A 23,848-nucleotide genomic window follows, 5' to 3' on the forward strand; every position below is an offset into this window, starting at 1 on the left:
CGAAATGTTTTATTCCAAGAATTTAATGGAATTAACTTCTTTTTTTAAAAGATTTGATAACTTTTAAAAAGTTGTCAAATTTCAGTAACAATCTGAAAGGCAATTTTAAATTTACGGTGCCAATCTAAATGTTTCCCATTGGCTGTATCCCGGCAATTCGCCTTCACCATTATCTGTTTCCGGCTCACGAAAGAAAACGATTCGATCATGCAATCTATTGCTTCGGCCCTGCCAGAATTCAACTTTTTCAGGAATAACTTTATAGCCGCCCCAGTGACCCGGTCTTGGAATTTCCTGTTCCGCATATTGCTGTTCCAGTTCTATCACCTTATTTTCCAACACAGACCTTCCTTCAATAATCTCGCTTTGAGGAGAAGCGACAGCGCTTATCTGGCTACCTTGAGGCCTTGAATGAAAATAGGCATCAGATTCCTCTGCGGAAATTTTTCGTGCTGTCCCTTCAATACGCACCTGTCTTTCCAATTCTTTCCAGAAAAACAATAATGCTACCGAATCTTCGTCTGCAATCTGCCTGCCTTTTTCACTATCGTAATTGGTGTAAAAGGTAAACCCTTCTTCATCCAGACCTTTCAGTAAAACAATACGTGCAGAGGGCATGCCCCACATATTGGCAGTGGCAAGCGTCATCGCATTTACTTCTGTTATACCTGCTGCTTCGGCCTGGCTGAACCATTTTTGAAAAAACAGAAGCGGGTCGTTACCTACTTCTGTTTCGCTTAATGTAGCCATTTTGTAATCGGCACGGATTTTAGCAATATGTTCAGATGAATTAATCATTCAAATTCTCTGTATTCAAGTATTTAAACATTACCCAAATCAAGACAATAGCCATAAGAATAGTGATGCCATAAGCTGATACTTCACCGATAACATTGCCTGTTTCGTACATCGAAGCTAAAAATGTTGAAGTCATAAAAAAGTATTATAATGTTTTTTATAAAATATTTTGTGTCCTCGTAGGGACTTGAACGTTATTGATGAAAGTATTGAAAATAAAGGGTTTCACGTAAAACTTGTTACTCGTTGTTTACCATTGTTTACTAAATTTGTATGCAAATACATGGCCGCAATCACCTTAATAATACTTGATCAAAGAAGACTGAAAAAGGGTGGCACTTATCCTATAAAACTGCGCCTGACATTCAATCGTGAGCAAAGGTATTACAAAACCCCTTATAATCAAAGCCCGGATGAATTTCTAAAATGCATGGATGCAAAGCAAGTGGGGAATTCAAAATAGCCGGCCTTAAATTCAATGCAATAGAACAAAAAGCAAACAAGATAATAGAAGACCTTGGCGACAACTTTACTTTTTCTTCATTTGGGATGATAATATCATAGAATCGTATTGGCAAAGGCATTAGGAATAGATAAGCCGGTTACAACTCACTCCGCCCGGCACTCATTCGCAACAATATTAAAAAACAGTGGAGCTCCGGTAGCAATTATCAGCCAGGCACTAGGACATAGTTCTGAGGCTACTACTCAGAACTACCTTGCATCTTTGAAACAGACAAATTAAAAGACGCTACTGCGGCACTGACAGCATTTAAGTAACGATAAAATCCCTGTATATGAGATTTTGTACTATTGCTCTCCTTTAAAAACAAAAACGGGGCACTGTTATACCCAATCCTATATTTAATCCTGTTCTTTCAACACTTCTTCCAATACATTAATAGCATTGTAGATCCGCAATATTGTACTACGTAATTCAGATTCTTGCTGTTGAAGTTTTTCCAAGCGCTCTTGTGCTAAAGAATACTGATGCTTTAGTTCATTAATACGATTTTGTATTAGTACCTTATCCATCTTTATTAGTTATTAGCTGGTGTATTATTTTAAAATCTTAGACTTGACATTTACTATTCCTCCATACCGAAAAGATACCAATAAAAATCTTTGCCTGGTATAGTGTCTTTTTCTACGACTTCAAGTGGCTTTCTTATCTCCTCCCTATGCTGTTTATAGAAATATGCCCTGTCAAATATTACTTCCCTTCCCTTATCATCAGAAAATCTGCAATCTAAATACAGCATTAAAGTACCTTCAATTGTTGATTAATCATCTTCAGACTGAGTTGTTTCGATTCGGTTTTTAAATAAGGGTTCTTTAGAATTATTGCAGGCCGAGAACATAAGCAACATTCCAACAGAGAGCGTACTGGCTCGTAAGTACTTTTTCATATGTATTAGGATTTGGGACCTAAAATACACTTATTTCTTAATATTTAAAATTAGTTTTATATCTCATTAACAAAGCGAGTGAAATGAAGCCGTTCTATCGGTATGTTTCAGATAATGGGTGAACATTGGAAGCACTTGGCTATTCTTCGATTAGTGAAATGTGGGATGATTTCAAGAAAGGCGAATTTCAACAGATAGCAGCTTTGGTAAAATTCATCCGCATTGGCAACCGACTCTTTTCTGCTTTAAAATCCCACGATTGGGATAAGGTAGCAAAAATTTACAATGGCGCTGCTTACAAGGAAATGACTGTCAAATGGAAAAGGGAGCCGTATGATGTGAACCTGCGAAAAGCTTATGAAAAATTTGAAATATAGATTTGTCATTTATCCATAACATTTTAAGAATGTGTTTGTGCCGGCTTATTCTTTGGTCGGCTTTTTATATGTTGAATTTTAAGTTAAGTAATCATTATATTTGTCTTGAATTAAACCCTTTCATGAAATCAAATCTATTGTTCCTAATAATAACTGTGACGTTATTCACCTCTTGTAGCAAGAAAGACAAATTTGAATGTGGGGTAGAAAGCAATTCACCACCAACGGAAGATAGCAGCATACTTTTTATTCCAACTGCATTTTCACCCTATCAAGACGGATTAAATGACCAGTTTCTAATTACAACCATAAATATCAACTCTACTCATATTGAAATATACAATAACGAAAATGAGTTGTTGTTTGAAACTGATGAATGGAAAGGTTGGGCTCCGAATACAGAAACCGGACTTACACTATACCATTATAAAGTAACCGCTAAAAGTCTACAGGGGTATGAATATTACAGGTGTGGTGATGTTTATTCTTTTAAATGCTTAACAAAGGGGTTTGACGCTAATAAGCTTATTTTCGGAGATCAGTTCGATCCTACTCAACCCGGATATTATCTTCCTGGAACTTCTGCAGAAATTATTGAAAATTGCAAATAAAATGTTGCTGGAAGAAGCCAACAATATGTCCGTGCAAAATGTTGAAGTTTTCGGAAAATTTAAAATAAATTCAAATAAAAAACAGCCTGGAACTACCCGGGCTGTTTTTATTTTAGGGAAGCTTATGAAAAGTATTTGATTGCTTATTCTACTTTTGTTTCTCTGGTTAAGTCGATTCTATCCAGATTAAAGCACACCTTACTCCAATTCAGTGTGCTTTTTATTATTTGAAATAATAATAACTATATATCTATCGTTTGGTATAATCTTTAACCCATTGCTGATGAAGCAATATAAACCAAAATATTATGCCAGATAATTTAAGCTTAAGTAATATTAACGCAAACACAATCGACATTGACATTTCAGGAGGTGGAACTTCTGTTACATTACCAGCTGCTGATGCAACAGCAAATACAGCAGGATTAATGAGCGCTGACGATAAAGCGAAAATCATTTTACAGGATGGTAATGCTTTTAGTTCAGATATGAATATAGGAACTAAGAACTCTAATACTTTAAATTTCAAGATCAATAATACTACAGTTGGCCAATTTGCAACTAGTGGAAACTTCTACACAAACAAAATTGGTTTTTTGCAAAGCGGTGCAGGTAGTCCTAACTCGGCGTTAATTACTTTCGCATCCTCAGGCGTAACTATTTCAAGAAATGTTGCAAATTCAAATACGACGTTAACAGTCAATCAAGCTCATGCAAGTTCTACAGGAAATACTTTGACGTTACAGAAAGCTGGAAGCGATCAACTATCCATGAATAGTACAGGTATATTGAAAGTGAATAACCTTGCCGGCACAGGAACGCGAATGGTTACGGCAGATAGCACTGGCAATTTAAGCGCATCTACAGAAGTTACTTCCGGAACTTATACTCCGACAACTGCTATTACACCGACAGGAACTGCAACTCCGCAAGGTTTTACCTACATGAGAGTAGGCAATATTGTTCATGTATCTGGAAGGCTAGATTGCACAGGTATAACGGGAGGAATAAGCGATGTTCAAGTTACGTTGCCTATCGCTTCAACATTAAATGTTGCAACGGACGTTTTGGGAGTCGTTACCGGAAACGGGTTAAGTGGCGCGTCGCCTAATCTCGTAATTGGTGTTCCTGGTGCTGGTAACAATTATGCTCAAGTGAAATTTTTTGCTACTAGTGGTTCACCTGCAGTGTATGTTCAATTTCAATATCAAGTTATATAACAATTAAAAAAGCAAACATAAAAGCACATCGTAACGATGTGCTTTTATGTTTGCCTTTTTATTTCTCCGAAATCCTAAAAAGGTTCCTGGGTTACGATTCCCTCCTATTCTGACTCAATTGTTCGTTTAAATATTTGCGCAAGGTTTTCATGGTATTTTGTGATAAAATGAAAACTGAGGTAGCTTCGTTATAATAAATCTTTAACCAATTGCTGATAAGGCAATATAAAACCAAAAATCATGTCAGATTTAATTTTCGGTGCGACTTCACCAACAGACCAAGCTATTGGCATTACAGGAGGTATAGGTATTACTTTGATATCTGCCACTTCTTCTGATGCAGGCTTAATGAGTGCAAATGATAAAACAGTATTGGACCTCTTGCCTCCAGTTACTTCCGGAACTTATACTCCAGCTTGCGTAGGGCCAGCAACCTATACACCAGCTGGTTTTAGGTATATAAAAGTTGGGCATATCGTGCAGGGCGGCGGATTAGTCGAAGTTAGTGGAGGTGTAGTGGGCGATAATTCGTTTGCTTTTGATTTACCATTTTCTTCAGTAATCTACGATTTGACCAATGTAACAGGAACATTAACAGGTATAAATATAGGCGCTCCGGTTTCGACTGGTACAGGCAATTATGTTAATGCTTATTTTGCAGCCACAGCAATGGCAGCAGCGCACTTTACAGCAACAGACACTGACTCTACTGTATACATAGAATTTACTTACATAGTGCTTTAGAACCTAGACTTATTGGTTTGCGGAAAAAGGAGAAAGTATGTAACAATGCAACGGACCAATGGAAATTAACATCCCGTCCATTATTGGCCGGGGTGTTGGTTAACTCGAAGTTTGATCGGAAAGAATAGTGAGATAAATTAAAATAATTGAATCCCATCGGTGCACTTATCTGATCCCTAACGTCCTTTTTCAATTGAAGTAATTGTTTCAAAGAAGCGTTGAAAGGATGTTACAGCATTAAATCCAAATCTAATAAGGCTGAATTCTTACTCTTAAATGTATGTAAACTGTATGTAAATGAAAATAAAAAAAGCATTTACAGTTATGCAAATGCTTGATTATCAAGTGTCCTCGTAGGGACTCGAACCCTAGGCCCGCTGATTAAGAGTCAGCTGCTCTACCAACTGAGCTACGAAGACAATTTGTGGTGTAAATGTACTAAACAGCAGCGGGATTTTTAAATCCTGAATGAATATTCCTTGTTTTTATTCTTTCCATAAAAACGGGAATAAAACCATTGCCAATCCGATAATTAATACATCCATGCCAACCATCATCCATGCCATTCCTGCCCAACCTTCCTGAAGCACACTGGAAACAGCTCCCAAAGCAAGATTACTTAATACCATCAGTAACGGAATAGCAATCGGAAAACCTAAAATTGCCATCAATGCTGCATTTTGACGTGCCTGAGCCGCAATAGCGCTTAAAAAAGTAAATAATAATGATAAGCTTGATGCACCTAAGCAACATACTATAATGAATGTTTTCTTATTCTGTATCGGACTTCCGAGCAATAAATTAAATAACAGTAACGAAATGAACATCATAAAAAGCATCATTACCGTGCTGTAAATCATTTTGGCTAATATATATTGCAATGGCGTTACCAGCGTAAAATAATATCGCATCCTGCTAATACCTTCCTGCAGAAAGCTTTTTGCTACTGTGTTGACCGTTACAAAAAGTTGCGCGACCCAAAACAATGCATTCCAGATACGGCTTTCAGGCTGACCTGTCATCATAAATAAAACAAATACCGTACACCCTACGTACAGAACCACACCAAAAAAAGTATGTTTCTGGCGCCATTCCAACAAAAGGTCTTTTTTGAGAAGGGTAAGTATCTGGTTTATGTATAGCATTAGTTTGTTTTCATTTAAACCTATAAGGTTTTAAAAACCTTATAAGTTTAACCTTATTAAGTATCAGGACTATGCCCATCTGATTTTTTCTTCCATCGGAATATTACGAACCGCTTCTTTCTTTGGCTGGTCGGTGTAACCCATGTATAAAAATCCTAAAACCTCATCTTCTTCCTGAAGGTTTAAATATTGTTTCATAGCAGGTTTCAGCACCATACCACCAGTACTCCAGAAAGTAGCAACATCTAAAGCCTCGGCGCCTAACAATACATTTTGAATAGCAGCAGAAGTTGCAGCATATTCTTCCAGTTTCGGAATTTTAGCTTCCGGTGTACGGCGCATAATAGCAATTACCAGATGAGAGGCCATATCACCCATATGCTCAAAATTATCGTAAGATGCCTGTTTACGATTTTCTTCTGCTGTGTTTTCCCAATAAAGATTTGCATGGTCTTTACAAAAGTTCTTAAGGCTCTCTCCTGTATAAACCACAAAGCGCCATGGCTCTGTACGGGCATGTGTAGGTGCAAAATCCGCCAATGCCAACAATTGTTGCATTGTTTCTTTACTGATTTTATTGCCATTCATGGCTGCCGCTTTAGTCGTTCTTCTGTTGCGGATTACTTTTTCTACTTGTTCAAATTGCGGATTCATATTGTGTCTTTTATTTGGATGCTTCATTAACGGCGCAAAAGTACAAAGATTGGTTCGTTCTATTTAATTGTTATTTTTGGCGTCTTAAAAAGGGGAAGATAGTCGATAGTCGATGGTGAACTGAGAATAGATAGATAAATAAGAAATAAATTTCTACAAATGGAATGTATTATACTGGCAGGCGGATTAGGCACAAGATTGAGCGGCGTGGTGAGCGATGTACCTAAATGCATGGCTCCTGTAGCCGGAGAGCCATTTTTATCGCACATTCTGCAATACCTGGAAGATCAGTTTGTGGACCATGTAATATTTTCTCTTGGCTATAAATCCGAAGTAGTAATTGAATATCTCAGACAAAAAGCATATACTTTCAAGACTTCATGGGTATTGGAGAAAGAACCTTTAGGCACGGGTGGCGGCATTCGCCTTGCAATGGCAAAAAGTAAGGAAGATGAATTATTTGTGCTTAATGGAGATACTATGTTTGATGTTGATTTAAGAAATATGCAATCCGCTTTCAGCAAGGAACACAAGGGAATACTGGCATTAAAGCCTATGCAAAATTTCGAAAGATACGGATCAGTTCAGTTGAATGCGGCAAATGAAATTACCGCATTCAATGAGAAACAATTTATGAAAGAAGGCCTTATTAATGGCGGCGTTTACCTTATCAATAAATCATCGGCGAATCTTCAATCTTATCCTGATAAATTTTCTTTTGAAAAAGATTTTTTAGAACCGGAAGCATTAAAACATTCATTGCAAGGCTTTGTCAGCAATGGTTATTTTATTGACATTGGCATTCCTGAAGATTATTATAAAGCACAGGAAGACTTTAAGAAAGAATAAGTTATCAGTCGATAGCTTTTAGTCGTTATTAAAAAGGATTAACAATGAATCAAAAACTATCTGCTATTGACTGACCACTAACCACTAAAGAAATGGCTACAGCATTATTTCTCGACAGAGACGGCGTTATAAATGAAGAAAAGCACGGAAGCTATATCTTCCACAAAGATGAGTTTATATTTTATCCAGGTGCAGAAGCTGCATTGATAAAACTTTCCAAACAATTTGATTATGTCTTTATCGTAACTAATCAACGTGGCATAGGGCGTGGTTATATGACGGAAGCGGCTTTACACGAAATACATGAACACCTTATTTCAACAGTAGTAAATGGTGGTGGCAAAATAGATAAAGTATATTTCGCACCATCTGTTGATTCTAATCACTCGCATCGCAAACCAAATACCGGCATGGCTTTGGATGCCTTGAACGATTTTCCTGATATTGAATTTAATAAAAGCATTATGGTCGGAAATAATTTGAGCGATATGAAATTCGGCAAGACAATGGGCATGAAAACCATCTTCCTCTCTACAACTCAACCCGCTTTTAGCTTGCCGCACGAATTAATCGACAAACAATACGATTCTTTAAAATCGTTTTCCGATAATTTCAGATAAAATCTGAGACAGCCTTAATTAAAGAATTCAGGCGAAAAGTGAATGTCATTCCAATGCTGATATACACAGGAAAATTGCCTGCAATTTTTGCATTATTAATCTGATTGGCCGCTCCCACCTGAATATTTCCTTTAAAAAACTTATAGCCTCCTTCGAAATTAAAAAACGGCTCAAAAAATACATATATAGGCGCTGTCACATCCTTGCCACTATTCCCTATTTCATATTTCAATTGTGGATCGGGCGCTTTAAAATCATAAAAAGTCAGGAAAGCTGTCCTGAATCCACCGGACAATGTGAAATAGTTGCCAAGCTTAAAACCTAAAGCGGGCTGAATGAAAAAACGATTATATTTTGTATCATAATTATACTGCGGATTTGTAATCCCCACGCGGTTCAAAGATCCGTTACCATATCCGCCATATGCCTCAACAAATCCTTTGCTACCGATTGTGTCATAGTAACCAACCCCTATTTCCCAACGCTTTCCGTTAAAACGGCCACCAATCTGCTCTATTCCCCAAAAGCCGCCACCATCGTTTTCATGAATGACCCTGTCGTTTATCCATCGGTAAGAAGCAATAATACCAAAATGGTTTACAGGAGAAAATGCAAGATCAATACTGGAACCAACGCTGCTGTTTTCTTCTGAATTATCATTAGCCTGAGGCTTCATTGAAAAAGTTGCTTTGGCTTCCAGCGCTTTTGTTAATCCTGGAGAATTAGCTCTGTCCGGGAAATACATTTTTTGCTGGCAAGATGAAATTCCTATAATTAAAAGGAGAAGAATAAAGCCTTGTAGTAATTTTCTATTCATAAACGGCGGATTAGTGATTTGTAAGATAGACGAAATATTAAAGATGAACATTAGTCCGGCTATTAAAATTATGTTAGCATATATAGCAGGAAGCGCTTTGGGAGATTTCCCAAAGCGCTTCCTGCCGGTTTTGAAAATTAATTTACCTCACACATTGGCGACAGCAAATAATGTTGACTTACAACAGCTGCATCTCTCCAGATTTTATTCATTTCGTTTTGCTCTGAAACTATATTCAATCCGCAAAGGGGATATAATTCATAAATCAACTGCCTGGAAAGCTTTGCAGCACTATTTACCGACTTACGGAAATCCAAAATTAAATCTTCCGGAGGCGTTTCCTTTCTTTCATAATAATCCCAAACACTATCCAATAGATTATACATTTTCAATCTTGCTTCCAGAAAATTGGAAGAGGCTTTTTGGAATATAGTTTGCGCCACGTCATCTTCAGACAAATAAACAGTGCCGTGCAATGGCTTTTTCGCTTTTGCCAGCGCCTCATAAGACTCCATGAAATGCATAGCCAGGCCTGTTATCATACTGGTCATATTTATTTCAGCCAGATATAAAAAGGGGAAATGATAAACAGTACCATCGGCAAATGCAGAAGGCTTTTTAAGATCAAATACAAATTCGTCATTCACAAAAACATCATTAATCTCGAAATCATTACTTGAGGTAGCTTTCAGACCAATGGCTTTCCAGTTTTTATGATTGGTTGCATTTGCCTTCGGAACGATAAACGAACGGAACATGGGTTGCCCCTCTTCTACAAGCACAGCGCCGGATTCATCCAGTAGCAAAGCATTGGCAGTAAAATGTGTTGCATGATTGGCTCCGCTTGCATATTTCCAACGGCCGGTAAGTTTATAGCCTCCTGTTGTTTTAATTGCCCTGCCTCTGACTGCACCGCTTCCTGCACAACAGGTTTTGCGATGATCAAAGATATTTTTAGAAACTACTTCATTCAAATAGCCTGAAAACATATTAGCTCCTGCTCCTAAATTGACACACCATCCTACATTGGCATCAGCATAAGCCAATGCTTCAAAAAGTTGAACAGCCTGCGACAATGTGTATTCCAGGCCGCCGCTTTTCTTCGGAACCAAAACCTGAAACCATCTTTCCTTATAAATCAAATCCAGTGTTTCCTTTGGCAAACTCCTCAGTTCTTCCGTTTCAAATGCTCTCTGGCGAAGACTATCAATGATTTGTCCGGATATTATTTCTGTTGGATGAAGCATGTAATGTAAATTGGTTTTGACGGATTCAGACGCCGTTTGGTCATTGAGGTTATCTAAATGATAAATCGGTAAATGGGTATTTTAATCGGATGATATTATGTTAAAATCTCAAATTCACACCTAATAAAAAGTTGAACCCTGCTTGCGGATAATAATAATTCTGAGTGGTTAATGTACCATCAGACTGATAACTGAAAGTATAACCGTTGGATTCGTATTTTTTGTTCAAAACATTGTTCAATGCCAATGAAATGCCGAGTTCCTTTACAATATTTGTCTTAACGGTATAACGCAACCTTACATCCGCTAAACCATATGGATTGATGCTTCTGTCTTTGTTAGTCGTATTATCCATATATTGGCGTCCGACATATTTACCCAATAAATCAATAAAGAATGATTGGTTATTCAAAAGCTTTTTCAATGGTTCAAATGTTGCTGTTCCACCGGCAATCACACTTGGAGAAAAAGCTATATCAGTAGATTTATAAGTATTTACAATTTGTCCGTTGCCATCATAATTATCTATGTATTCCGTAAAGTTTTTGATTTTATTGCTGGATAATGTTGCATTTGCCTGAATATTTATCCATTCAATGGGACGCCAATGCGCAGTCAGTTCTATGCCGGCTCTATAACTATTAGGAACATTTTGACGCACATAAGAACCTACATCATTGATTTTGCCTGTAAGTATCAACTGGTCCTTGTATTGCATATAATAAAAATTCGCTCCCAAGCCATATTTATAACCTCCCCATTGGTAACCGGCTTCTGCATCATACAATGATTCGGATTTAGGAAGCTGGTTAGGCGATGCCTCGAAATCATCTCTGTTAGGTTCTTTATTAGCAACTGCAAAAGAAGCATAAGCCTTGCTTTGAACGTTGTTATTATGAGCAGCTATATAACTTAAGCCAACCTTAGGATTAAAGAAATTGTAAGTAACATCAGGCATTAAATCAGGATTTCCCTCAAACCCGTTTATCTGATAGCCCACCCTCCTGTATTGCAAATCAGCAAACAAGTACCAATGTTCAGCAAATTGCTGTTGTAATTTGGAATAGATACTAAAATCGGTTTTATGAGCCGTAAGGTTATACCACCTGTAGTTATCAGGAATGCCATAATCTGCCCAGGTTACAAAGCCATAATGCTTTGCATCATAACGATTATAACCACCACCAATAATCCATTGCGTTTTATTTTTCTGATAAACAAAAGAATAAATACCGCCAAAATAATAATTATCCAGCCATAACTGACGTGTTAAGTTTGTACTGCCGAATGTATCGCCTTTAGGCGTAACAAAATCCTGTAATCCATAATCAGAAAAGGGTTCGTCTAATTTGTATTCATTATAAAAACCTTTCCCTCTTGTCAGGAACAAAGCTGCATGAGCGCTCCAGTTTGTATTGATTTCCTGGTCAAAAAACAATTGATAATAGTCCTGCTGATAATTATCTGTCTGGTCATTATAGTAAGTCCCATCCGCCTTTAAGCCAAGCTCATTATAGGTTCTGTTTGTTTGTAAAGAATCTTGCGGAACACCGTTCCATGCCTGGCCTGTCTTTTCTTTTCCTGTAAATAAATTAAAACGCAGTGCGGTTTTTTCATTTTTTGAGGTCCAGCCACCGGTAAACTGAAAAGCTTTCATATCGGAAGAAGAACGGTCGATATAGCCATCAGAACTGATTTTAGACGCGCGCACATCAAATTGAAAACCATTTTTCATCAATCCCGTTCCTGCTTTAACCGTATGTTTCCACGTAGTAAAAGAACCGAATGAATTATTGGCTTCGGCATAAGGCTGCTTGTCCTGAGACAAATTACTGAGATTTACAGAAGCTCCGAATGCACCGGCGCCGTTGGTAGAAGAACCCACACCGCGTTGCACCTGAATACTGTTGGTTGAAGAAAGTAAATCAGGAAAATCAACAAAAATGGCTCCCTGCGATTCGGCATCGTTTACCGGGATACCATTGATGGTAAAATTAATACGGGAGGCATCCGTTCCGCGAATACGAATTCCGGTATAACCTACACCTGCACCTGCATCAGAAGTGATGACGGTTGACGGCGTCTGATTTAAAATATATGGAATATCCTGTCCTAAGTTCTGGGATTTTATATCCTTTTCATTCAAATTAGAAACGGCATAAGGCGACTTGTCGTTTACACGTACTGCCCTGATTTCAACAGGAATCAATTCCTGTTGTGTGAATGACTTTGAGGTGTCTGTATCCTGCGCCTGCGCTGCAATGGAAAGAAAGGTAGCTGCTAATGTAAGCAAAGCCGGATGTTGATTTTTTATCATAATCGCAAATTGATTTTAACAATTTCTCAAAGCAAAGAGCCTTGAACCAATAAAATTTTAAGCGACGATAACAGACACGGATTGTCTTTCATCGAAACTCAAAAAATTCAATAAGGTAAGATTGGAAAAACCATTTACTTACCATTCCTAACCGGCATTATCCGGTCAAGGTTCTACGGGTTTGATCTCAGCCTGATAGTAAGGCACCCCGTGGTTTCTCTTATAATTTCTAACGAAATATTTTTTCTAAGAGTTTTTGTAATTATTACGCTGCAAAGGTAAATGCTATTTTAACACATTTCCAAGAAAAAAAATGGTTTTGATAAAAAATCAAAACCATTCTAAAATCAGTTATTCGCCTGCGTAAGCTTTTTCCCTGCCAGAAAACATAAATAGGTTAGCGGAATGGCAGCGACCACATCAACGGTATAATGCACATGCTGCAACAATACCAGGATTCCTACGGTAATAGTCGATATTAAGGCAAGTATCTTGTCTTCTTTTTTAGGCAAACATAAAAAGTATAAAAACTGCGAAGAAGTATGACCGGAAAAAAACAAATCCTTTGTAACGAAATGAGATTTACCGTAAAAGAAATTGGATATAGGATCTATTAACGGAATAAGCCCATGCGGTGGGTTCAATGGCACCAGAGAAATAGTCAACATCCTGAATAAAGTCAATATGGTGAAGCTATACAGGCTTGTAAGAAACAATTGCGGTTGTTTTACGCATCTTACAATTACCAATGCAGTAATACCCCAGATGCAGATAAATATCGGAACAGAAGCGTCAAAAGGCTTTACATTATCGATGATAAAGTCCTTTAGCAGCCTGCCGTCTCTTTGTTCAATATGCTGGAAGAAATAAGGGAACACACATAATATTGCTACAAAAACTATTGAAACAATAATGAGCCTGATTTTGAAGAAATCATCTTTTAATGCCGCTTTCCATGTCAGAGATTCCGTATTATTATCGTTACTAAAAGATAACATGCTTTGAAATAAAATAAAAAGTCAAAAGTCAAAATTCAAAAAAACAAAGTGTTGAATTTTAACCGTTGAATACTATTACTTGAAAAAATAAAATCGATTTGTGTCTGCAAAGATGCGATTAGTTTTTCAATGTAGCCTGAAAATATTTACAGCCTTGCTGTAAACCACATATTTCACATTTGGGGCTACGCGCCACACAAACGTACCTTCCATGGAGGATAAGCCAATGATGTGCTTTGTGAATCAACTCTTTAGGAAAGAATTTTATCAGTTGTTGTTCTGCCTGCAACGGCGTTTTTGCCTGTAAAGTCAGGCCGATTCTTGCAGAAACCCTGAAAACATGTGTGTCAACAGCCATATTCGGCTGTTCGTCAATGACAGAGGTAATTACATTGGCCGTTTTCCTGCCTACACCGGGTAGTTTTATCAACTCTTCCACCTTCAAAGGTACCTCTCCATTAAAATCAGCAACGAGCATCTGTGCCATTCCGATTAAGTGTTTGGTCTTATTATTGGGATAGCTTATGCTCTTTATAATAGGGAACAATTCATCAAAAGTAGCTTTGGCAAGGCTTTCCGCATCAGGAAATTTTGCAAAAATAACAGGCGTAGTGAGATTTACACGTTTGTCGGTACATTGGGCAGAAAGTATGACAGCGACTAAAAGCTGAAACGGGTTATCATATAACAATTCCGTTTCGGCTTCAGGAGCGTGTTCGCTGAAATAATCAATAACAAACTGATATCTGTCTTTGCGGGTCATTTTGTTTACTATGAATGATAAATATACATCTCTTAAAAAAAATTGACAACTTTTAGAAAGTTGTCAATTTTAATAATGTCTTGTAATCTTGTCGTGGCAAGAAAGATTTATTTTACTAATGTTCCTACATTTTTACCGCTCACAACATCGGTAAGATTGCCAACTTTATTCATATCAAAAACAATAATCGGCAAATTATTTTCCTGACACAATGTAAATGCCGTCATATCCATAACCTTCAGGCCGCGGCCGATTACTTCTGCAAAACTGATGGTTTCATAACGTGTTGCATCGGGGTTTTTCTCAGGATCTTCTGTATAAATGCCATCTACACGCGTACCTTTCAAAATTACATTGGCATTGATTTCAATGGCACGTAATGAACCCGCTGTATCGGTTGTGAAATAAGGATTTCCCGTACCGGCACCAAAGATTACCACACGGCCTTTTTCCAGATGGCGGATAGCGCGGCGACGGATATATGGTTCTGCAATCTGCTCCATTTTAATAGCACTTTGCAAACGCGTTTTTACACCCACCTGCTCCAATGCAGCTTGTAATGCCATACCATTAATAACGGTTGCAAGCATGCCCATATAATCCCCCTGAGCTCTTTCGATGCCCGTTTCTGCTTCGTTCATGCCACGATAAATATTTCCACCGCCAATCACGATAGCCACCTGTACACCCAGGTCCGTAATAGCCTTGATGTCGTTTGCATATTGTGAAAGCATTTGAGGGTCCAAACCATAATTACGTTCGCCCATTAAAGATTCGCCTGAAAGCTTTAGTAAAATTCTGTTGTACTTTGGTAGCATGAGGATGTTTCTGAAATATATAAATGAAATTTTTCTCTATTTTATCAACTATAAAAAACGGTCGCCTTTATTACGCTTGGCTTCGGAAAGATAATCTTTAATTTGCCCTTCTTTATTTCTTTCGCACACCAGCAAAACTTCCGGCGTATCAATAATAATGTATTGTTCCAGTCCCTGCAGTATAACCAACTTATGTTCAGGCGCCTTAACCATACATCCCGAAGCATCTATCACCATAACATTTTTACCATAAACGGCATTGCCCAGATAATCTTTTTCCGAATGTTCATAAACAGACTCCCAGGTTCCCAAATCGCTCCATCCAAATCTGGAAGTAACAATAGAAACATTACGCACTTTTTCCATGATGGCATAATCAATAGAAATGTTGGTGCATTGCGCATACAGCATTTCCATGGCTTTGGCTTCCTTTGGCGTGTTTAACACATCTTTTGCCTGGACGAAAACATCATTCAGCTCGGGAAGGTATTCTTCCAGCACTTTAATGAAGGTCTTTACATTCCATGCAAAAATGCCTGAGTTCCAGAGAAAATCGCCGGAACGCAAAAAGGTGCGCGCAATATCAAGATTAGGTTTTTCCACAAAGGTTTTTACTTTATGAAAAGTATCTTCCTGATCTTTATGTTCGTATTGAATATAACCGTATTTGGTATCAGGCCTTGTGGGCTTAATGCCGATTGTTGCAATATTGGGGTGATGCGCAACATAATCAAGCGTTTCAAAAACCTGTTGCTGAAAATTGCGGTCATTTGTAATCAGATGATCGGCCGGGGTAATAATTATATTGGCATCGGGATTGATGGCGAGTATCTTATGTGAAATATAAGCGGCGCTGGGGGCCGTATTTTTCCTTGAAGGTTCTGATACGATATTTGCAATTAAAACTTCGGGAAGATGTGCATGAACGTGACTTTTGTAGGCTTCATGCGTAATGACAAAAATATTCTCAATTGGACAAATATCTTTGAAATGGTTAAATGTGCTTTGCAAAAGACTTTGTCCGGTACCTAATAAATCGAGAAATTGTTTCGGCAGTTTCTGCCTGCTTTCCGGCCAGAATTTACTGCCTATACCACCTGCAAGAATGGCTACATAGTTATTGTGAATACTCATTACCTTGTATTGGTGTTCGTCGCCGCAAAAGTAACAAGAATTTTCCTAACCATACATAAACATTTGATCTGGCTAATGGTGCCAAATGTTTATATAATTTGGCTCAGAAGAATAACAACGGTATTTTTGCAAACTTATTTGTAAATATGTTGCATAGATTATCAGAAATGAAATCGGGTTCCTCTGGTGTCATTGAACGTTTTGACGAGAATGAAGCGCAGGTAAAATTGATGGAAATGGGTTGTATTCCCGGCGAAAAAGTTTCGGTGGAGGCTATTGCCCCGATGGGCGACCCGATTGCAATTCAGGTTTCGGGCTATTGCCTCAGCATCCGTAAGAATGAAGCAAGGCATATCTGGGTAGAAATTGCTTAAATTGTTTTAAAGAATTAACGCTATACATGAATATTGGCTTATATTTCGGAAGTTTTAACCCCATCCATACCGGTCATCTCATTATTGCCAATCATGTATTGGAACATTCGGACTTAGATAAAATCTGGTTTGTTGTTTCGCCGCACAATCCTTTAAAAGAATCGCATTCGCTGCTCAATGAATATGACAGATTGCATCTTGCCGAATTAGCCATCAAGGACAATAACAAATTCAGGGCAAGCAATGTGGAATTTCATTTGCCCAAGCCTTCTTACACTATCGACACTTTAACTTATCTCAGTGAAAAATTCCCTTTAGAGAAATTTTCGGTTATTATGGGAAGCGATAGTTATCAGAATCTTCCCCGTTGGAAAAACCATGAAAAGATTCTCGAATTTTATAAAGTAATCGTTTTTGAGCGTCCGGGATTTTCTGTCTCAAAAGAAGGACTACCGGTTAACGTGCAGGTTTTAAAAGCGCCATTACTGGAAATTTCATCTACACATATACGTTCTCAAATCAGGGAAAATAAATCTATCCGCTATCTGGTGCCTGATGAGGTTATGGATTGCATTGCCGAAAACCGGTACTATAATAAGTAAAATTGCTGCTTATTTAGCAGCCTTCGGCTTTAAGGTGATTTTCTTTGCAAACAAATGCTCCCAAATGCCTTTCATGGAATGCAAATTCAAAGGAAACTCTAAATAAACATGGAGAAAACTCAGGAATAGCAAAGCGGTAAAGCCTAACTTAAAATCAATAAGATAAACGGCAATAGAAGTTATCCATAATATAACAATTACGGCCAGATTTGTTTTAGGCATTTTATGCCACTGTATTATGCTTGTCTTACTAAACCAGTTCAGATAATGATAAGTATAAGCAAAAGCGATAAATCTTGCCAGCATCAGACCTTTCTTACTTGTGTATATATCATTGGCAATGCTGCTGTAATTAAAATCTTTCATGAAGCTTTTATTGACGCTTGCAAAAATACTATCGTAGGTTTTCAAAGCATAACCGGAAATATGATAAGGTATTATTACAGGTACAAATAAAAGAAACAGCGCTGCAAGCAACAATGTAACTACGCCTATTTTGCCATAAACAGAGTTGCTTTTCAGCGCTCCGTAAAGCATAAATAATAAGGTAAAAATATAAACATGGATGAGCGTAGGGATATATGTACTAAATAACAACACCCAAAAGGAATAAGAATAATCAAGTGTAAAATCTACATCTTGAGAAAAATTATTATCCTTATTTACATCGGCACAATGCTGCCCTAATAAATCTTTTATTTCATCTATTTGCCCTCCGGTCACGAATGAAACTTTCTGCCCTGTATTATAATCGGTACAAATTAATGTTTCCCGTTCCATATTCATTACTATGCTCACAATGGCAATAATTGCAATAGCGCCCAACCGCAATGAGTTCCTTTTAATAAAAATTAAAATCAGGGAAAGAAAAAAAACAAAGATCGTGATATTGGTGATAGACATCCCCGTATTTGTTCCATGCAAAGCTCTTGTCTTCCCGACGGTCACCAGCATAACCAATAAAATGATCAATAAAGGGAACAGCAGCTTTTGTCCTTTTTCCGGAATAGCCAGAAAATATTTTTTATGATGCAGCCAACTGATTTCAGTAAGATAATGCAATGGCCCCAGAATGGCATAGGAAAACAAAAACAGTTCGAAAGGAATAAACAAAGCAATAATCAATGAAATAAGTATCAATACTACATTAGCTTTGTCAACCTGATGAGGAGCCATACGGGCAAAAGAAAACATTATGATCGTTTATATACTGGTTAAATGGGATGCCTGAAATTTCCTCTGATTTGGATGTCCGCAAGATACTAATTAGATTATAATAATCAATTATCCTTTAAAGCAAAAATCGCAATTCAGGCATCAGGTTTCCTATTCTCCATTTATATCTGCTTACCATTCCGGCTTGTGCCTGCAAAAAACGAAATATGGATGATACAAGAACATTCCGGCTACGGTTAAATAGTCTGACGCTATATTATAGAAGCAAAAAAATGGATAATCAATTTTTAACCCTTAATTTTGCCGCTTAATTGAAGTTATGATGCATTTTTTCGGGAAAAATTCTTCCGTTTTCGCAGTCCAAACCGCTAATAACCTTTCTGATAGCGACATTTCAAAACTTAGCTGGCTTTTCGGAGATGCCGCCTCTCTCGGCACCACAAACATAGTTAAAGAATACGTTGGCCCCCGTGCTGCCATGATTACTCCCTGGAGTACTAATGCTGTAGAAATAACCCAAAATATGGGTATCGAAGGCATTCAAAGAATTGAAGAATTCATGGAAGCAGGTGCTTCATTCGACCCTATGTTGTTTCAACAATACAAGGAGTTGAATCAGGATATTTTCACCATAAATATTACACCTGAACCCATTATCGAAATTGAAGATATTGCTGCATATAACAAACAGGAAGGTCTTGCACTAAGCGATGAGGAAGTAAAATACCTGAACGATCTTTCTGAAAAATTAGGTCGTAAACTTACGGACTCAGAAGTCTTTGGCTTTTCGCAGGTAAATTCAGAACATTGCCGTCACAAAATCTTCAATGGTACATTTGTAATTGATGGCAAAGAGCAGCCTACATCCTTGTTTAAGCTCATCAAGAAAACATCTTCTGAAAATCCGAATTATATTGTTTCGGCTTATAAAGACAATGTGGCTTTCATTCAGGGCCCAAGGCTTACGCAGTTTGCGCCTATCAATGCGGCTGCGCCTTCCAATTATCAGGAGCAGGAATTTGATTCGGTAATTTCATTAAAAGCAGAAACACATAATTTCCCTACCACAGTAGAACCTTTTAATGGTGCTGCTACCGGTTCCGGCGGCGAAATACGCGATCGTCTTGCCGGCGGCCAAGGTTCTTTGCCTTTGGCAGGGACAGCTGTTTACATGACTGCCTATTCAAGATTGGAAGAAGGCCGCAATTGGGAAAATGGCATGCCGGAACGCAAATGGCTGTATCAAAACCCTAAAGACATTTTAGTAAAAGCATCGAATGGTGCTTCTGACTTTGGCAATAAATTCGGACAGCCGCTTATTACGGGTTCTGTGCTTACATTCGAGCACGAAGAACACAAAAGAAAACTGGCTTTTGATAAAGTAATTATGCTTGCCGGTGGCGTAGGTTATGGCAAGCATGACCAAAGTAAAAAACAGCAACCTCAAACCGGTGACAAAATTGTTGTTCTGGGTGGCGATAATTACCGTATCGGTATGGGTGGTGCAGCCGTATCATCTGCCGATACCGGTGCTTTTGGTTCCGGTATTGAGCTGAATGCGATTCAACGTTCTAATCCTGAAATGCAAAAGCGTGTTGCCAATACGATTCGCGGTGTTGTTGAAAGCAATCATAATATCATTACTTCTATCCATGATCACGGTGCAGGTGGACACCTGAACTGTTTGTCTGAATTGGTAGAAAGCACGGGTGGCAAAATAAATTTAGATAAATTACCGGTTGGTGACCCTACCTTATCGGCTAAGGAAATAATAGGCAATGAATCTCAGGAGCGTATGGGCTTGGTGGTTCCGCAAAAACATATTGACACTTTGCGTGAAATTGCAGACAGAGAACGTTCTCCGATGTTTGTAGTGGGTGAGGTTACAGGCGATCACAGGTTTACTATTGCTTCTGAAAAGACAGGTGATACACCCATGGATTTCCACTTGGAAGATATGTTTGGAAGCTCGCCTAAAACGATTATGGATGATAAAGTTATAAACAGAACTTATGAATCCATTAATGCTACAGAGGATAAATTGTATGATTACCTGAATCAGGTGTTGCAACTGGAAGCTGTTGCCTGTAAAGACTGGCTGACTAACAAAGTAGATCGTTGTGTGGGTGGCCGTGTAGCAAAACAGCAATGTGCAGGACCTTTGCAATTACCATTGAATAATATGGGCGTTATGGCGCTTGATTATAAAGGTAAGTATGGCGTTGCAACCAGTATTGGCCATGCACCTGCTATTGCATTAATAGATGAGAAAGCCGGTAGTCGTCATGCCATTGCAGAATCATTGTCAAACATAGTATGGGCACCGCTTTCAAATGGCCTTAAAAGCGTATCGTTATCTGCCAACTGGATGTGGCCCTGCAAAAATGAAGGGGAAGACGCACGTCTTTATAACGCAGTAGAGGCTTGTTCGGAATTTGCTATCGCTTTAGGTATCAATATCCCTACGGGTAAAGATTCCCTTTCCATGAAACAGAAGTATGCTGACGGAGAAGTAATTGCACCGGGTACCGTTATTATTTCTGCAGGTGCACAATGCGATGATATTTCAAAAATTGTAGAGCCTGTTTTGCAAAAAGATGGCGGTGATATTTATTATGTTAACCTTTCGGAGGACCAATATAAGTTAGGCGGTTCTTCATTGGCACAAGTGTTGAATAAGTTAGGCAATGAAGCTCCGGATGTTAAAAATGCAGGTAATTTTAAAACCGCATTCAACACTTTACAACAATTAATTAAAGAGGGTAAAATACAGGCGGGGCACGATATTGGTAGCGGTGGGCTTATTACCACTTTATTAGAAATGTGCTTTGCGGATAATAACTTAGGTGCTGCATTAGATTTAACTGCTTTAGGTGAGGCAGACAGCATCAAACTTTTATTTGCAGAAAATATTGCGGTAGTATTTCAGGGAGATGCCGATGCAGCAAACCAATTGAAAGATGCAGGCATTGCAGTTGTAAAAATTGGTAAGGTTGTTGCTTCTAATCAATTGACTGTTACGAATCATGGTAAGCAATATGCATTTGATATTGCGGCATTGCGCGATACCTGGTTTAAAACATCTTATTTGCTGGATAAGCAGCAAAGCGGTGCTGAGAAGGCAAAAGAACGTTTTGAGAATTATAAATCACAACCGCTGCGGTTCCGTTTCCCACAACAATTTGATGGTAAAAAACCAGTCTTCCCTTCTGATGCTGTACGTCCTAAGGCAGGCGTGATACGCGAAAAAGGAAGCAATTCAGAAAGAGAATTAGCTCAGGCGCTTTTCCTTGCTGGCTTCGATGTGAAAGATATTCACATGACTGATTTGGTTTCCGGTCGTGAAAACCTGGAAGATGTACAGTTCCTCGGTGCAGTGGGCGGTTTCTCCAATTCTGATGTTTTAGGTTCCGCAAAGGGTTGGGCAGGTGCTTTCAAATACAATCCTAAAGCCAAGGAAGCTATCGAGCATTTCTTCAAACGTAACGATACATTATCTATAGGTATTTGCAACGGCTGTCAGTTATTTGTTGAATTAGGACTTATCTATCCTGATCATAAAGAACAACCGCGCATGTTGTACAATGACAGCCATAAACATGAAAGTGGCTTTACTTCCATGAAAGTACAGGACAATAACTCCGTGATGTTCTCCAGCCTTGCAGGTAGTACTATTGGCGTTTGGATATCTCACGGAGAAGGGAAATTTTATTTACCTGCCGGTGAAGGCGATTATAAGATTCTGGGTAAATACGGCTACGATGGTTATCCTGCCAACCCTAATGGTTCAGGTTACAGCGCAGCTATGATTAGTGATGACAGCGGACGTCATGTAGTGACTATGCCGCATATCGAACGCTCTATTTTTCAATGGCAATGGGCACATTACCCTGCAGGAAGAAAAGATGAAGTGTCGCCGTGGATGGAAGCATTTGTAAATGCACGCAATTGGTTAATAACGAATCAGGCAAAATAGAACCGATAAAAAAATACCCCGGGCTTTTACAAGCCCGGGGTATTTTTTTTAAAAAGCCGGCCATGGCTATCAAAAGACATATGCAAAGATGCTTTTTCTGTTCAATGAAACCAAAGATGGGTATAAGCGCTTGTAACGTTGCTCCATTTGAAGCTGATTCCGGTAATCATCTTGTTGAAAAAACAGGAACAGTAACCAAGAGCTGAAATAATAAGGAATCGTTAAGCAGACTGTTTTTTAAAAAATATTTTGGTTTCTGTTACACAATTTAAAATCTTCTTATTATTATTACGCCGTGAATCGAATAGGTTCACGGCTTTTCATTTAAGCCTTCAAAAAACATCAACAAACACAGTATGAAAAAACTGATTCTATCTGCCCTTTTAATGGGTTCTGCTGCCATTGCAGCAAATGCGCAAGCAAACAGTGTATTGCTTTTTGGTAACATCGGCTTCCATTCAGTAACAGATGATGCAAACAACAAAACCCGCGACTTCAACATTAACCCGGGTATCGGTTATCAATTCGATAATCATTGGACATTAGGTGTTTACGGTTCTTTCGGCACACACAGAACTATTACAACTTCTCAGGTTGACTGGACTTACCAAAATTCCTATGGCGTTGGCGGTTTTGCCCGTTATACTTGCCCTGTAGGAAAAATATTTGCTTTTTACAGCCAATTGGAAGCAGGATATTTCGGTTATACAACCGGTATCAGCGGTGTAGCTAACAGCGGCGGTAATGCAGGTGGTTTCCGTGCGTCTTTGACTCCGGCTGTTGCAGTATATGTAATGGACGGTTTTGCTTTGAACTTCAGCTATGGTGGTTTACAATACAACCATATCAACTCAACAAATACATTTGATTTGAACTGGGGTAACCAAATGAACATCGGTATTTCTAAAAACATTTTCTGCGGCAAGCACAAACATCATGGCATGAAAATGAACCATGGCAGCCAGGTAGAAAAAGATGATATGAATGACGAGAAAGAAGATTAATATTTTCTTCCCTGAAATATATTAAAAGAGCGCACTATTTGTTGCGCTCTTTTAATATAAAGAAGAACCTCCACCCTTGACAGAATGGAGGCTTCACAATCAAAACACTAATGACATCCCCTAATTCACTCACCAAAACACAAAAATTTAAGGGATATCATCAGCATCTTATGGCATATCGCCAATTTTTCAATT

The 23,848-nt window shown here is 38.3% G+C and carries 25 protein-coding genes, 1 tRNA gene and 1 riboswitch; of the genes, 12 read left to right on the plus strand and 14 right to left on the minus strand.

Annotation, left to right across the window (positions count from 1 at the left end; translation table 11 throughout):
* Positions 1-111: 111 nt before the first annotated feature.
* Together pdxH and F0919_RS18390 are read right to left on the minus strand one after the other, a co-directional pair.
* A complete protein-coding gene (pdxH, locus tag F0919_RS03475) occupies positions 112-798 on the minus strand; it encodes a pyridoxamine 5'-phosphate oxidase (protein WP_150031321.1) in 687 nt (228 codons plus the stop codon).
* Positions 791-934, minus strand: coding sequence for a hypothetical protein (locus F0919_RS18390; protein WP_190277243.1), 144 nt, complete (start codon positions 932-934; stop codon positions 791-793). Before F0919_RS18390 ends, pdxH begins: the two co-directional genes overlap by 8 nt.
* Positions 935-1,081: 147 nt before the next feature.
* Here F0919_RS18390 and F0919_RS03480 point away from each other — a divergent pair, with 147 nt between their 5' ends.
* Together F0919_RS03480 and F0919_RS03485 are read left to right on the plus strand one after the other, a co-directional pair.
* Positions 1,082-1,261: an Arm DNA-binding domain-containing protein gene (locus tag F0919_RS03480; RefSeq protein WP_150031322.1), complete on the plus strand. Its 180-nt coding sequence runs from the start codon at positions 1,082-1,084 to the stop codon at positions 1,259-1,261.
* Between the two features lie 108 nt (positions 1,262-1,369).
* Positions 1,370-1,543 (plus strand): tyrosine-type recombinase/integrase, encoded by a 174-nt coding sequence (locus F0919_RS03485; protein ID WP_235903450.1) that lies wholly within the window; start codon positions 1,370-1,372, stop codon positions 1,541-1,543.
* A 119-nt stretch (positions 1,544-1,662) separates the two neighbouring features.
* Here F0919_RS03485 and F0919_RS18395 read toward each other — a convergent pair whose 3' ends face one another.
* On the minus strand, positions 1,663-1,833 hold the full coding sequence (locus F0919_RS18395) for a hypothetical protein (protein WP_190277244.1): 171 nt from the start codon (positions 1,831-1,833) through the stop codon (positions 1,663-1,665).
* Positions 1,834-2,332: 499 nt separating this feature from the next.
* Between F0919_RS18395 and F0919_RS03490 the strand changes: the two genes are divergently transcribed.
* The 4 genes from F0919_RS03490 (at position 2,333) to F0919_RS03505 (ending at position 5,159) form a co-directional block, all read left to right on the plus strand.
* On the plus strand, positions 2,333-2,584 hold the full coding sequence (locus tag F0919_RS03490) for an N-acetylmuramidase domain-containing protein (RefSeq protein ID WP_150031323.1): 252 nt from the start codon (positions 2,333-2,335) through the stop codon (positions 2,582-2,584).
* Between the two features lie 122 nt (positions 2,585-2,706).
* Positions 2,707-3,195 carry a T9SS type B sorting domain-containing protein gene (locus F0919_RS03495; RefSeq protein ID WP_190277245.1) on the plus strand — a complete coding sequence of 163 codons (489 nt, stop codon included), beginning with the start codon at positions 2,707-2,709 and terminating at the stop codon, positions 3,193-3,195.
* 308 nt (positions 3,196-3,503) lie between these two features.
* On the plus strand, positions 3,504-4,415 hold the full coding sequence (locus F0919_RS03500; protein WP_150031325.1) for a hypothetical protein: 912 nt from the start codon (positions 3,504-3,506) through the stop codon (positions 4,413-4,415).
* A 240-nt stretch (positions 4,416-4,655) separates the two neighbouring features.
* Positions 4,656-5,159 (plus strand): hypothetical protein, encoded by a 504-nt coding sequence (locus F0919_RS03505; RefSeq protein ID WP_150031326.1) that lies wholly within the window; start codon positions 4,656-4,658, stop codon positions 5,157-5,159.
* Between the two features lie 346 nt (positions 5,160-5,505).
* Here the strand turns inward: F0919_RS03505 and F0919_RS03510 are convergent.
* The 3 genes from F0919_RS03510 to F0919_RS03520 all read right to left on the minus strand — a co-directional run bounded on the left by F0919_RS03510 (position 5,506) and on the right by F0919_RS03520 (position 6,958).
* Positions 5,506-5,578: transfer RNA gene (locus F0919_RS03510), tRNA-Lys, on the minus strand.
* A gap of 66 nt (positions 5,579-5,644) precedes the next feature.
* Positions 5,645-6,304, minus strand: coding sequence for a heme exporter protein CcmB (locus tag F0919_RS03515; protein WP_150031327.1), 660 nt, complete (start codon positions 6,302-6,304; stop codon positions 5,645-5,647).
* A gap of 69 nt (positions 6,305-6,373) precedes the next feature.
* Entirely contained in the window at positions 6,374-6,958 is a 585-nt protein-coding gene (locus F0919_RS03520; RefSeq protein WP_150031328.1) for a nitroreductase family protein, read from the minus strand.
* A gap of 159 nt (positions 6,959-7,117) precedes the next feature.
* Here F0919_RS03520 and F0919_RS03525 point away from each other — a divergent pair, with 159 nt between their 5' ends.
* Positions 7,118-7,807 (plus strand): nucleotidyltransferase family protein, encoded by a 690-nt coding sequence (locus F0919_RS03525; protein ID WP_150031329.1) that lies wholly within the window; start codon positions 7,118-7,120, stop codon positions 7,805-7,807.
* 92 nt (positions 7,808-7,899) lie between these two features.
* Positions 7,900-8,427 carry a D-glycero-alpha-D-manno-heptose-1,7-bisphosphate 7-phosphatase gene (locus tag F0919_RS03530; protein ID WP_150031330.1) on the plus strand — a complete coding sequence of 176 codons (528 nt, stop codon included), beginning with the start codon at positions 7,900-7,902 and terminating at the stop codon, positions 8,425-8,427.
* Here the strand turns inward: F0919_RS03530 and F0919_RS03535 are convergent.
* The 7 genes from F0919_RS03535 to F0919_RS03565 form a co-directional block, all read right to left on the minus strand.
* Entirely contained in the window at positions 8,420-9,244 is an 825-nt protein-coding gene (locus tag F0919_RS03535) for a hypothetical protein (protein ID WP_150031331.1), read from the minus strand. The two genes, F0919_RS03530 and F0919_RS03535, sit on opposite strands and share 8 nt — an antisense overlap.
* Positions 9,245-9,381: 137 nt before the next feature.
* Entirely contained in the window at positions 9,382-10,491 is a 1,110-nt protein-coding gene (locus tag F0919_RS03540) for an acyl-CoA dehydrogenase family protein (protein ID WP_150031332.1), read from the minus strand.
* 100 nt (positions 10,492-10,591) lie between these two features.
* Positions 10,592-12,808: a TonB-dependent receptor gene (locus F0919_RS03545; protein WP_150031333.1), complete on the minus strand. Its 2,217-nt coding sequence runs from the start codon at positions 12,806-12,808 to the stop codon at positions 10,592-10,594.
* 127 nt (positions 12,809-12,935) lie between these two features.
* A riboswitch (TPP riboswitch) is annotated at positions 12,936-13,029 on the minus strand.
* 126 nt (positions 13,030-13,155) lie between these two features.
* Complete coding sequence (locus F0919_RS03550; RefSeq protein ID WP_150031334.1) at positions 13,156-13,806, minus strand: phosphatase PAP2-related protein; 651 nt, start codon at positions 13,804-13,806, stop codon at positions 13,156-13,158.
* A 118-nt stretch (positions 13,807-13,924) separates the two neighbouring features.
* Positions 13,925-14,569, minus strand: a complete 645-nt coding sequence (gene nth, locus F0919_RS03555; RefSeq protein WP_150031335.1) for an endonuclease III — start codon at positions 14,567-14,569, stop codon at positions 13,925-13,927.
* 107 nt (positions 14,570-14,676) lie between these two features.
* Complete coding sequence (gene pyrH, locus F0919_RS03560; RefSeq protein WP_150031336.1) at positions 14,677-15,387, minus strand: UMP kinase; 711 nt, start codon at positions 15,385-15,387, stop codon at positions 14,677-14,679.
* Positions 15,388-15,435: 48 nt separating this feature from the next.
* The gene (locus tag F0919_RS03565; RefSeq protein ID WP_150031337.1) at positions 15,436-16,521 is read right to left on the minus strand and encodes a mannose-1-phosphate guanylyltransferase; all 1,086 of its coding nucleotides are present in this window, start codon (positions 16,519-16,521) and stop codon (positions 15,436-15,438) included.
* A gap of 146 nt (positions 16,522-16,667) precedes the next feature.
* Between F0919_RS03565 and F0919_RS03570 the strand changes: the two genes are divergently transcribed.
* Positions 16,668-16,895 carry a FeoA family protein gene (locus F0919_RS03570; protein ID WP_150031338.1) on the plus strand — a complete coding sequence of 76 codons (228 nt, stop codon included), beginning with the start codon at positions 16,668-16,670 and terminating at the stop codon, positions 16,893-16,895.
* Between the two features lie 26 nt (positions 16,896-16,921).
* On the plus strand, positions 16,922-17,497 hold the full coding sequence (nadD, locus tag F0919_RS03575) for a nicotinate (nicotinamide) nucleotide adenylyltransferase (protein ID WP_150031339.1): 576 nt from the start codon (positions 16,922-16,924) through the stop codon (positions 17,495-17,497).
* 9 nt (positions 17,498-17,506) lie between these two features.
* Here nadD and F0919_RS03580 read toward each other — a convergent pair whose 3' ends face one another.
* Positions 17,507-18,691, minus strand: coding sequence for a hypothetical protein (locus tag F0919_RS03580; protein ID WP_150031340.1), 1,185 nt, complete (start codon positions 18,689-18,691; stop codon positions 17,507-17,509).
* Between the two features lie 301 nt (positions 18,692-18,992).
* Here F0919_RS03580 and purL point away from each other — a divergent pair, with 301 nt between their 5' ends.
* Together purL and F0919_RS03590 are read left to right on the plus strand one after the other, a co-directional pair.
* Positions 18,993-22,649, plus strand: a complete 3,657-nt coding sequence (gene purL, locus F0919_RS03585; RefSeq protein ID WP_150031341.1) for a phosphoribosylformylglycinamidine synthase — start codon at positions 18,993-18,995, stop codon at positions 22,647-22,649.
* Between the two features lie 356 nt (positions 22,650-23,005).
* Positions 23,006-23,653 (plus strand): outer membrane beta-barrel protein, encoded by a 648-nt coding sequence (locus tag F0919_RS03590; protein ID WP_150031342.1) that lies wholly within the window; start codon positions 23,006-23,008, stop codon positions 23,651-23,653.
* The last annotated feature ends 195 nt before the right edge of the window (positions 23,654-23,848 follow it).

It is taken from the genome of Taibaiella lutea, from assembly GCF_008629695.1.
Classification (GTDB): domain Bacteria; phylum Bacteroidota; class Bacteroidia; order Chitinophagales; family Chitinophagaceae; genus Taibaiella; species Taibaiella lutea.

What these genes read in the sequence shown, in the direction of transcription:
- pdxH (WP_150031321.1), bottom strand. Translation starts at nt 798, where the DNA reads ATGATTAATTCATCTGAACATATTGCTAAAATCCGTGCCGATTACAAA.
- F0919_RS18390 (WP_190277243.1), bottom strand. Translation starts at nt 934, where the DNA reads ATGACTTCAACATTTTTAGCTTCGATGTACGAAACAGGCAATGTTATC.
- F0919_RS03480 (WP_150031322.1), top strand. Translation starts at nt 1,082, where the DNA reads ATGGCCGCAATCACCTTAATAATACTTGATCAAAGAAGACTGAAAAAG.
- F0919_RS18395 (WP_190277244.1), bottom strand. Translation starts at nt 1,833, where the DNA reads ATGGATAAGGTACTAATACAAAATCGTATTAATGAACTAAAGCATCAG.
- F0919_RS03495 (WP_190277245.1), top strand. Translation starts at nt 2,707, where the DNA reads ATGAAATCAAATCTATTGTTCCTAATAATAACTGTGACGTTATTCACC.
- F0919_RS03500 (WP_150031325.1), top strand. Translation starts at nt 3,504, where the DNA reads ATGCCAGATAATTTAAGCTTAAGTAATATTAACGCAAACACAATCGAC.
- F0919_RS03505 (WP_150031326.1), top strand. Translation starts at nt 4,656, where the DNA reads ATGTCAGATTTAATTTTCGGTGCGACTTCACCAACAGACCAAGCTATT.
- F0919_RS03515 (WP_150031327.1), bottom strand. Translation starts at nt 6,304, where the DNA reads ATGCTATACATAAACCAGATACTTACCCTTCTCAAAAAAGACCTTTTG.
- F0919_RS03520 (WP_150031328.1), bottom strand. Translation starts at nt 6,958, where the DNA reads ATGAATCCGCAATTTGAACAAGTAGAAAAAGTAATCCGCAACAGAAGA.
- F0919_RS03525 (WP_150031329.1), top strand. Translation starts at nt 7,118, where the DNA reads ATGGAATGTATTATACTGGCAGGCGGATTAGGCACAAGATTGAGCGGC.
- F0919_RS03530 (WP_150031330.1), top strand. Translation starts at nt 7,900, where the DNA reads ATGGCTACAGCATTATTTCTCGACAGAGACGGCGTTATAAATGAAGAA.
- F0919_RS03535 (WP_150031331.1), bottom strand. Translation starts at nt 9,244, where the DNA reads ATGAATAGAAAATTACTACAAGGCTTTATTCTTCTCCTTTTAATTATA.
- F0919_RS03540 (WP_150031332.1), bottom strand. Translation starts at nt 10,491, where the DNA reads ATGCTTCATCCAACAGAAATAATATCCGGACAAATCATTGATAGTCTT.
- F0919_RS03545 (WP_150031333.1), bottom strand. Translation starts at nt 12,808, where the DNA reads ATGATAAAAAATCAACATCCGGCTTTGCTTACATTAGCAGCTACCTTT.
- F0919_RS03550 (WP_150031334.1), bottom strand. Translation starts at nt 13,806, where the DNA reads ATGTTATCTTTTAGTAACGATAATAATACGGAATCTCTGACATGGAAA.
- nth (WP_150031335.1), bottom strand. Translation starts at nt 14,569, where the DNA reads ATGACCCGCAAAGACAGATATCAGTTTGTTATTGATTATTTCAGCGAA.
- pyrH (WP_150031336.1), bottom strand. Translation starts at nt 15,387, where the DNA reads ATGCTACCAAAGTACAACAGAATTTTACTAAAGCTTTCAGGCGAATCT.
- F0919_RS03565 (WP_150031337.1), bottom strand. Translation starts at nt 16,521, where the DNA reads ATGAGTATTCACAATAACTATGTAGCCATTCTTGCAGGTGGTATAGGC.
- F0919_RS03570 (WP_150031338.1), top strand. Translation starts at nt 16,668, where the DNA reads ATGTTGCATAGATTATCAGAAATGAAATCGGGTTCCTCTGGTGTCATT.
- nadD (WP_150031339.1), top strand. Translation starts at nt 16,922, where the DNA reads ATGAATATTGGCTTATATTTCGGAAGTTTTAACCCCATCCATACCGGT.
- F0919_RS03580 (WP_150031340.1), bottom strand. Translation starts at nt 18,691, where the DNA reads ATGTTTTCTTTTGCCCGTATGGCTCCTCATCAGGTTGACAAAGCTAAT.
- purL (WP_150031341.1), top strand. Translation starts at nt 18,993, where the DNA reads ATGATGCATTTTTTCGGGAAAAATTCTTCCGTTTTCGCAGTCCAAACC.
- F0919_RS03590 (WP_150031342.1), top strand. Translation starts at nt 23,006, where the DNA reads ATGAAAAAACTGATTCTATCTGCCCTTTTAATGGGTTCTGCTGCCATT.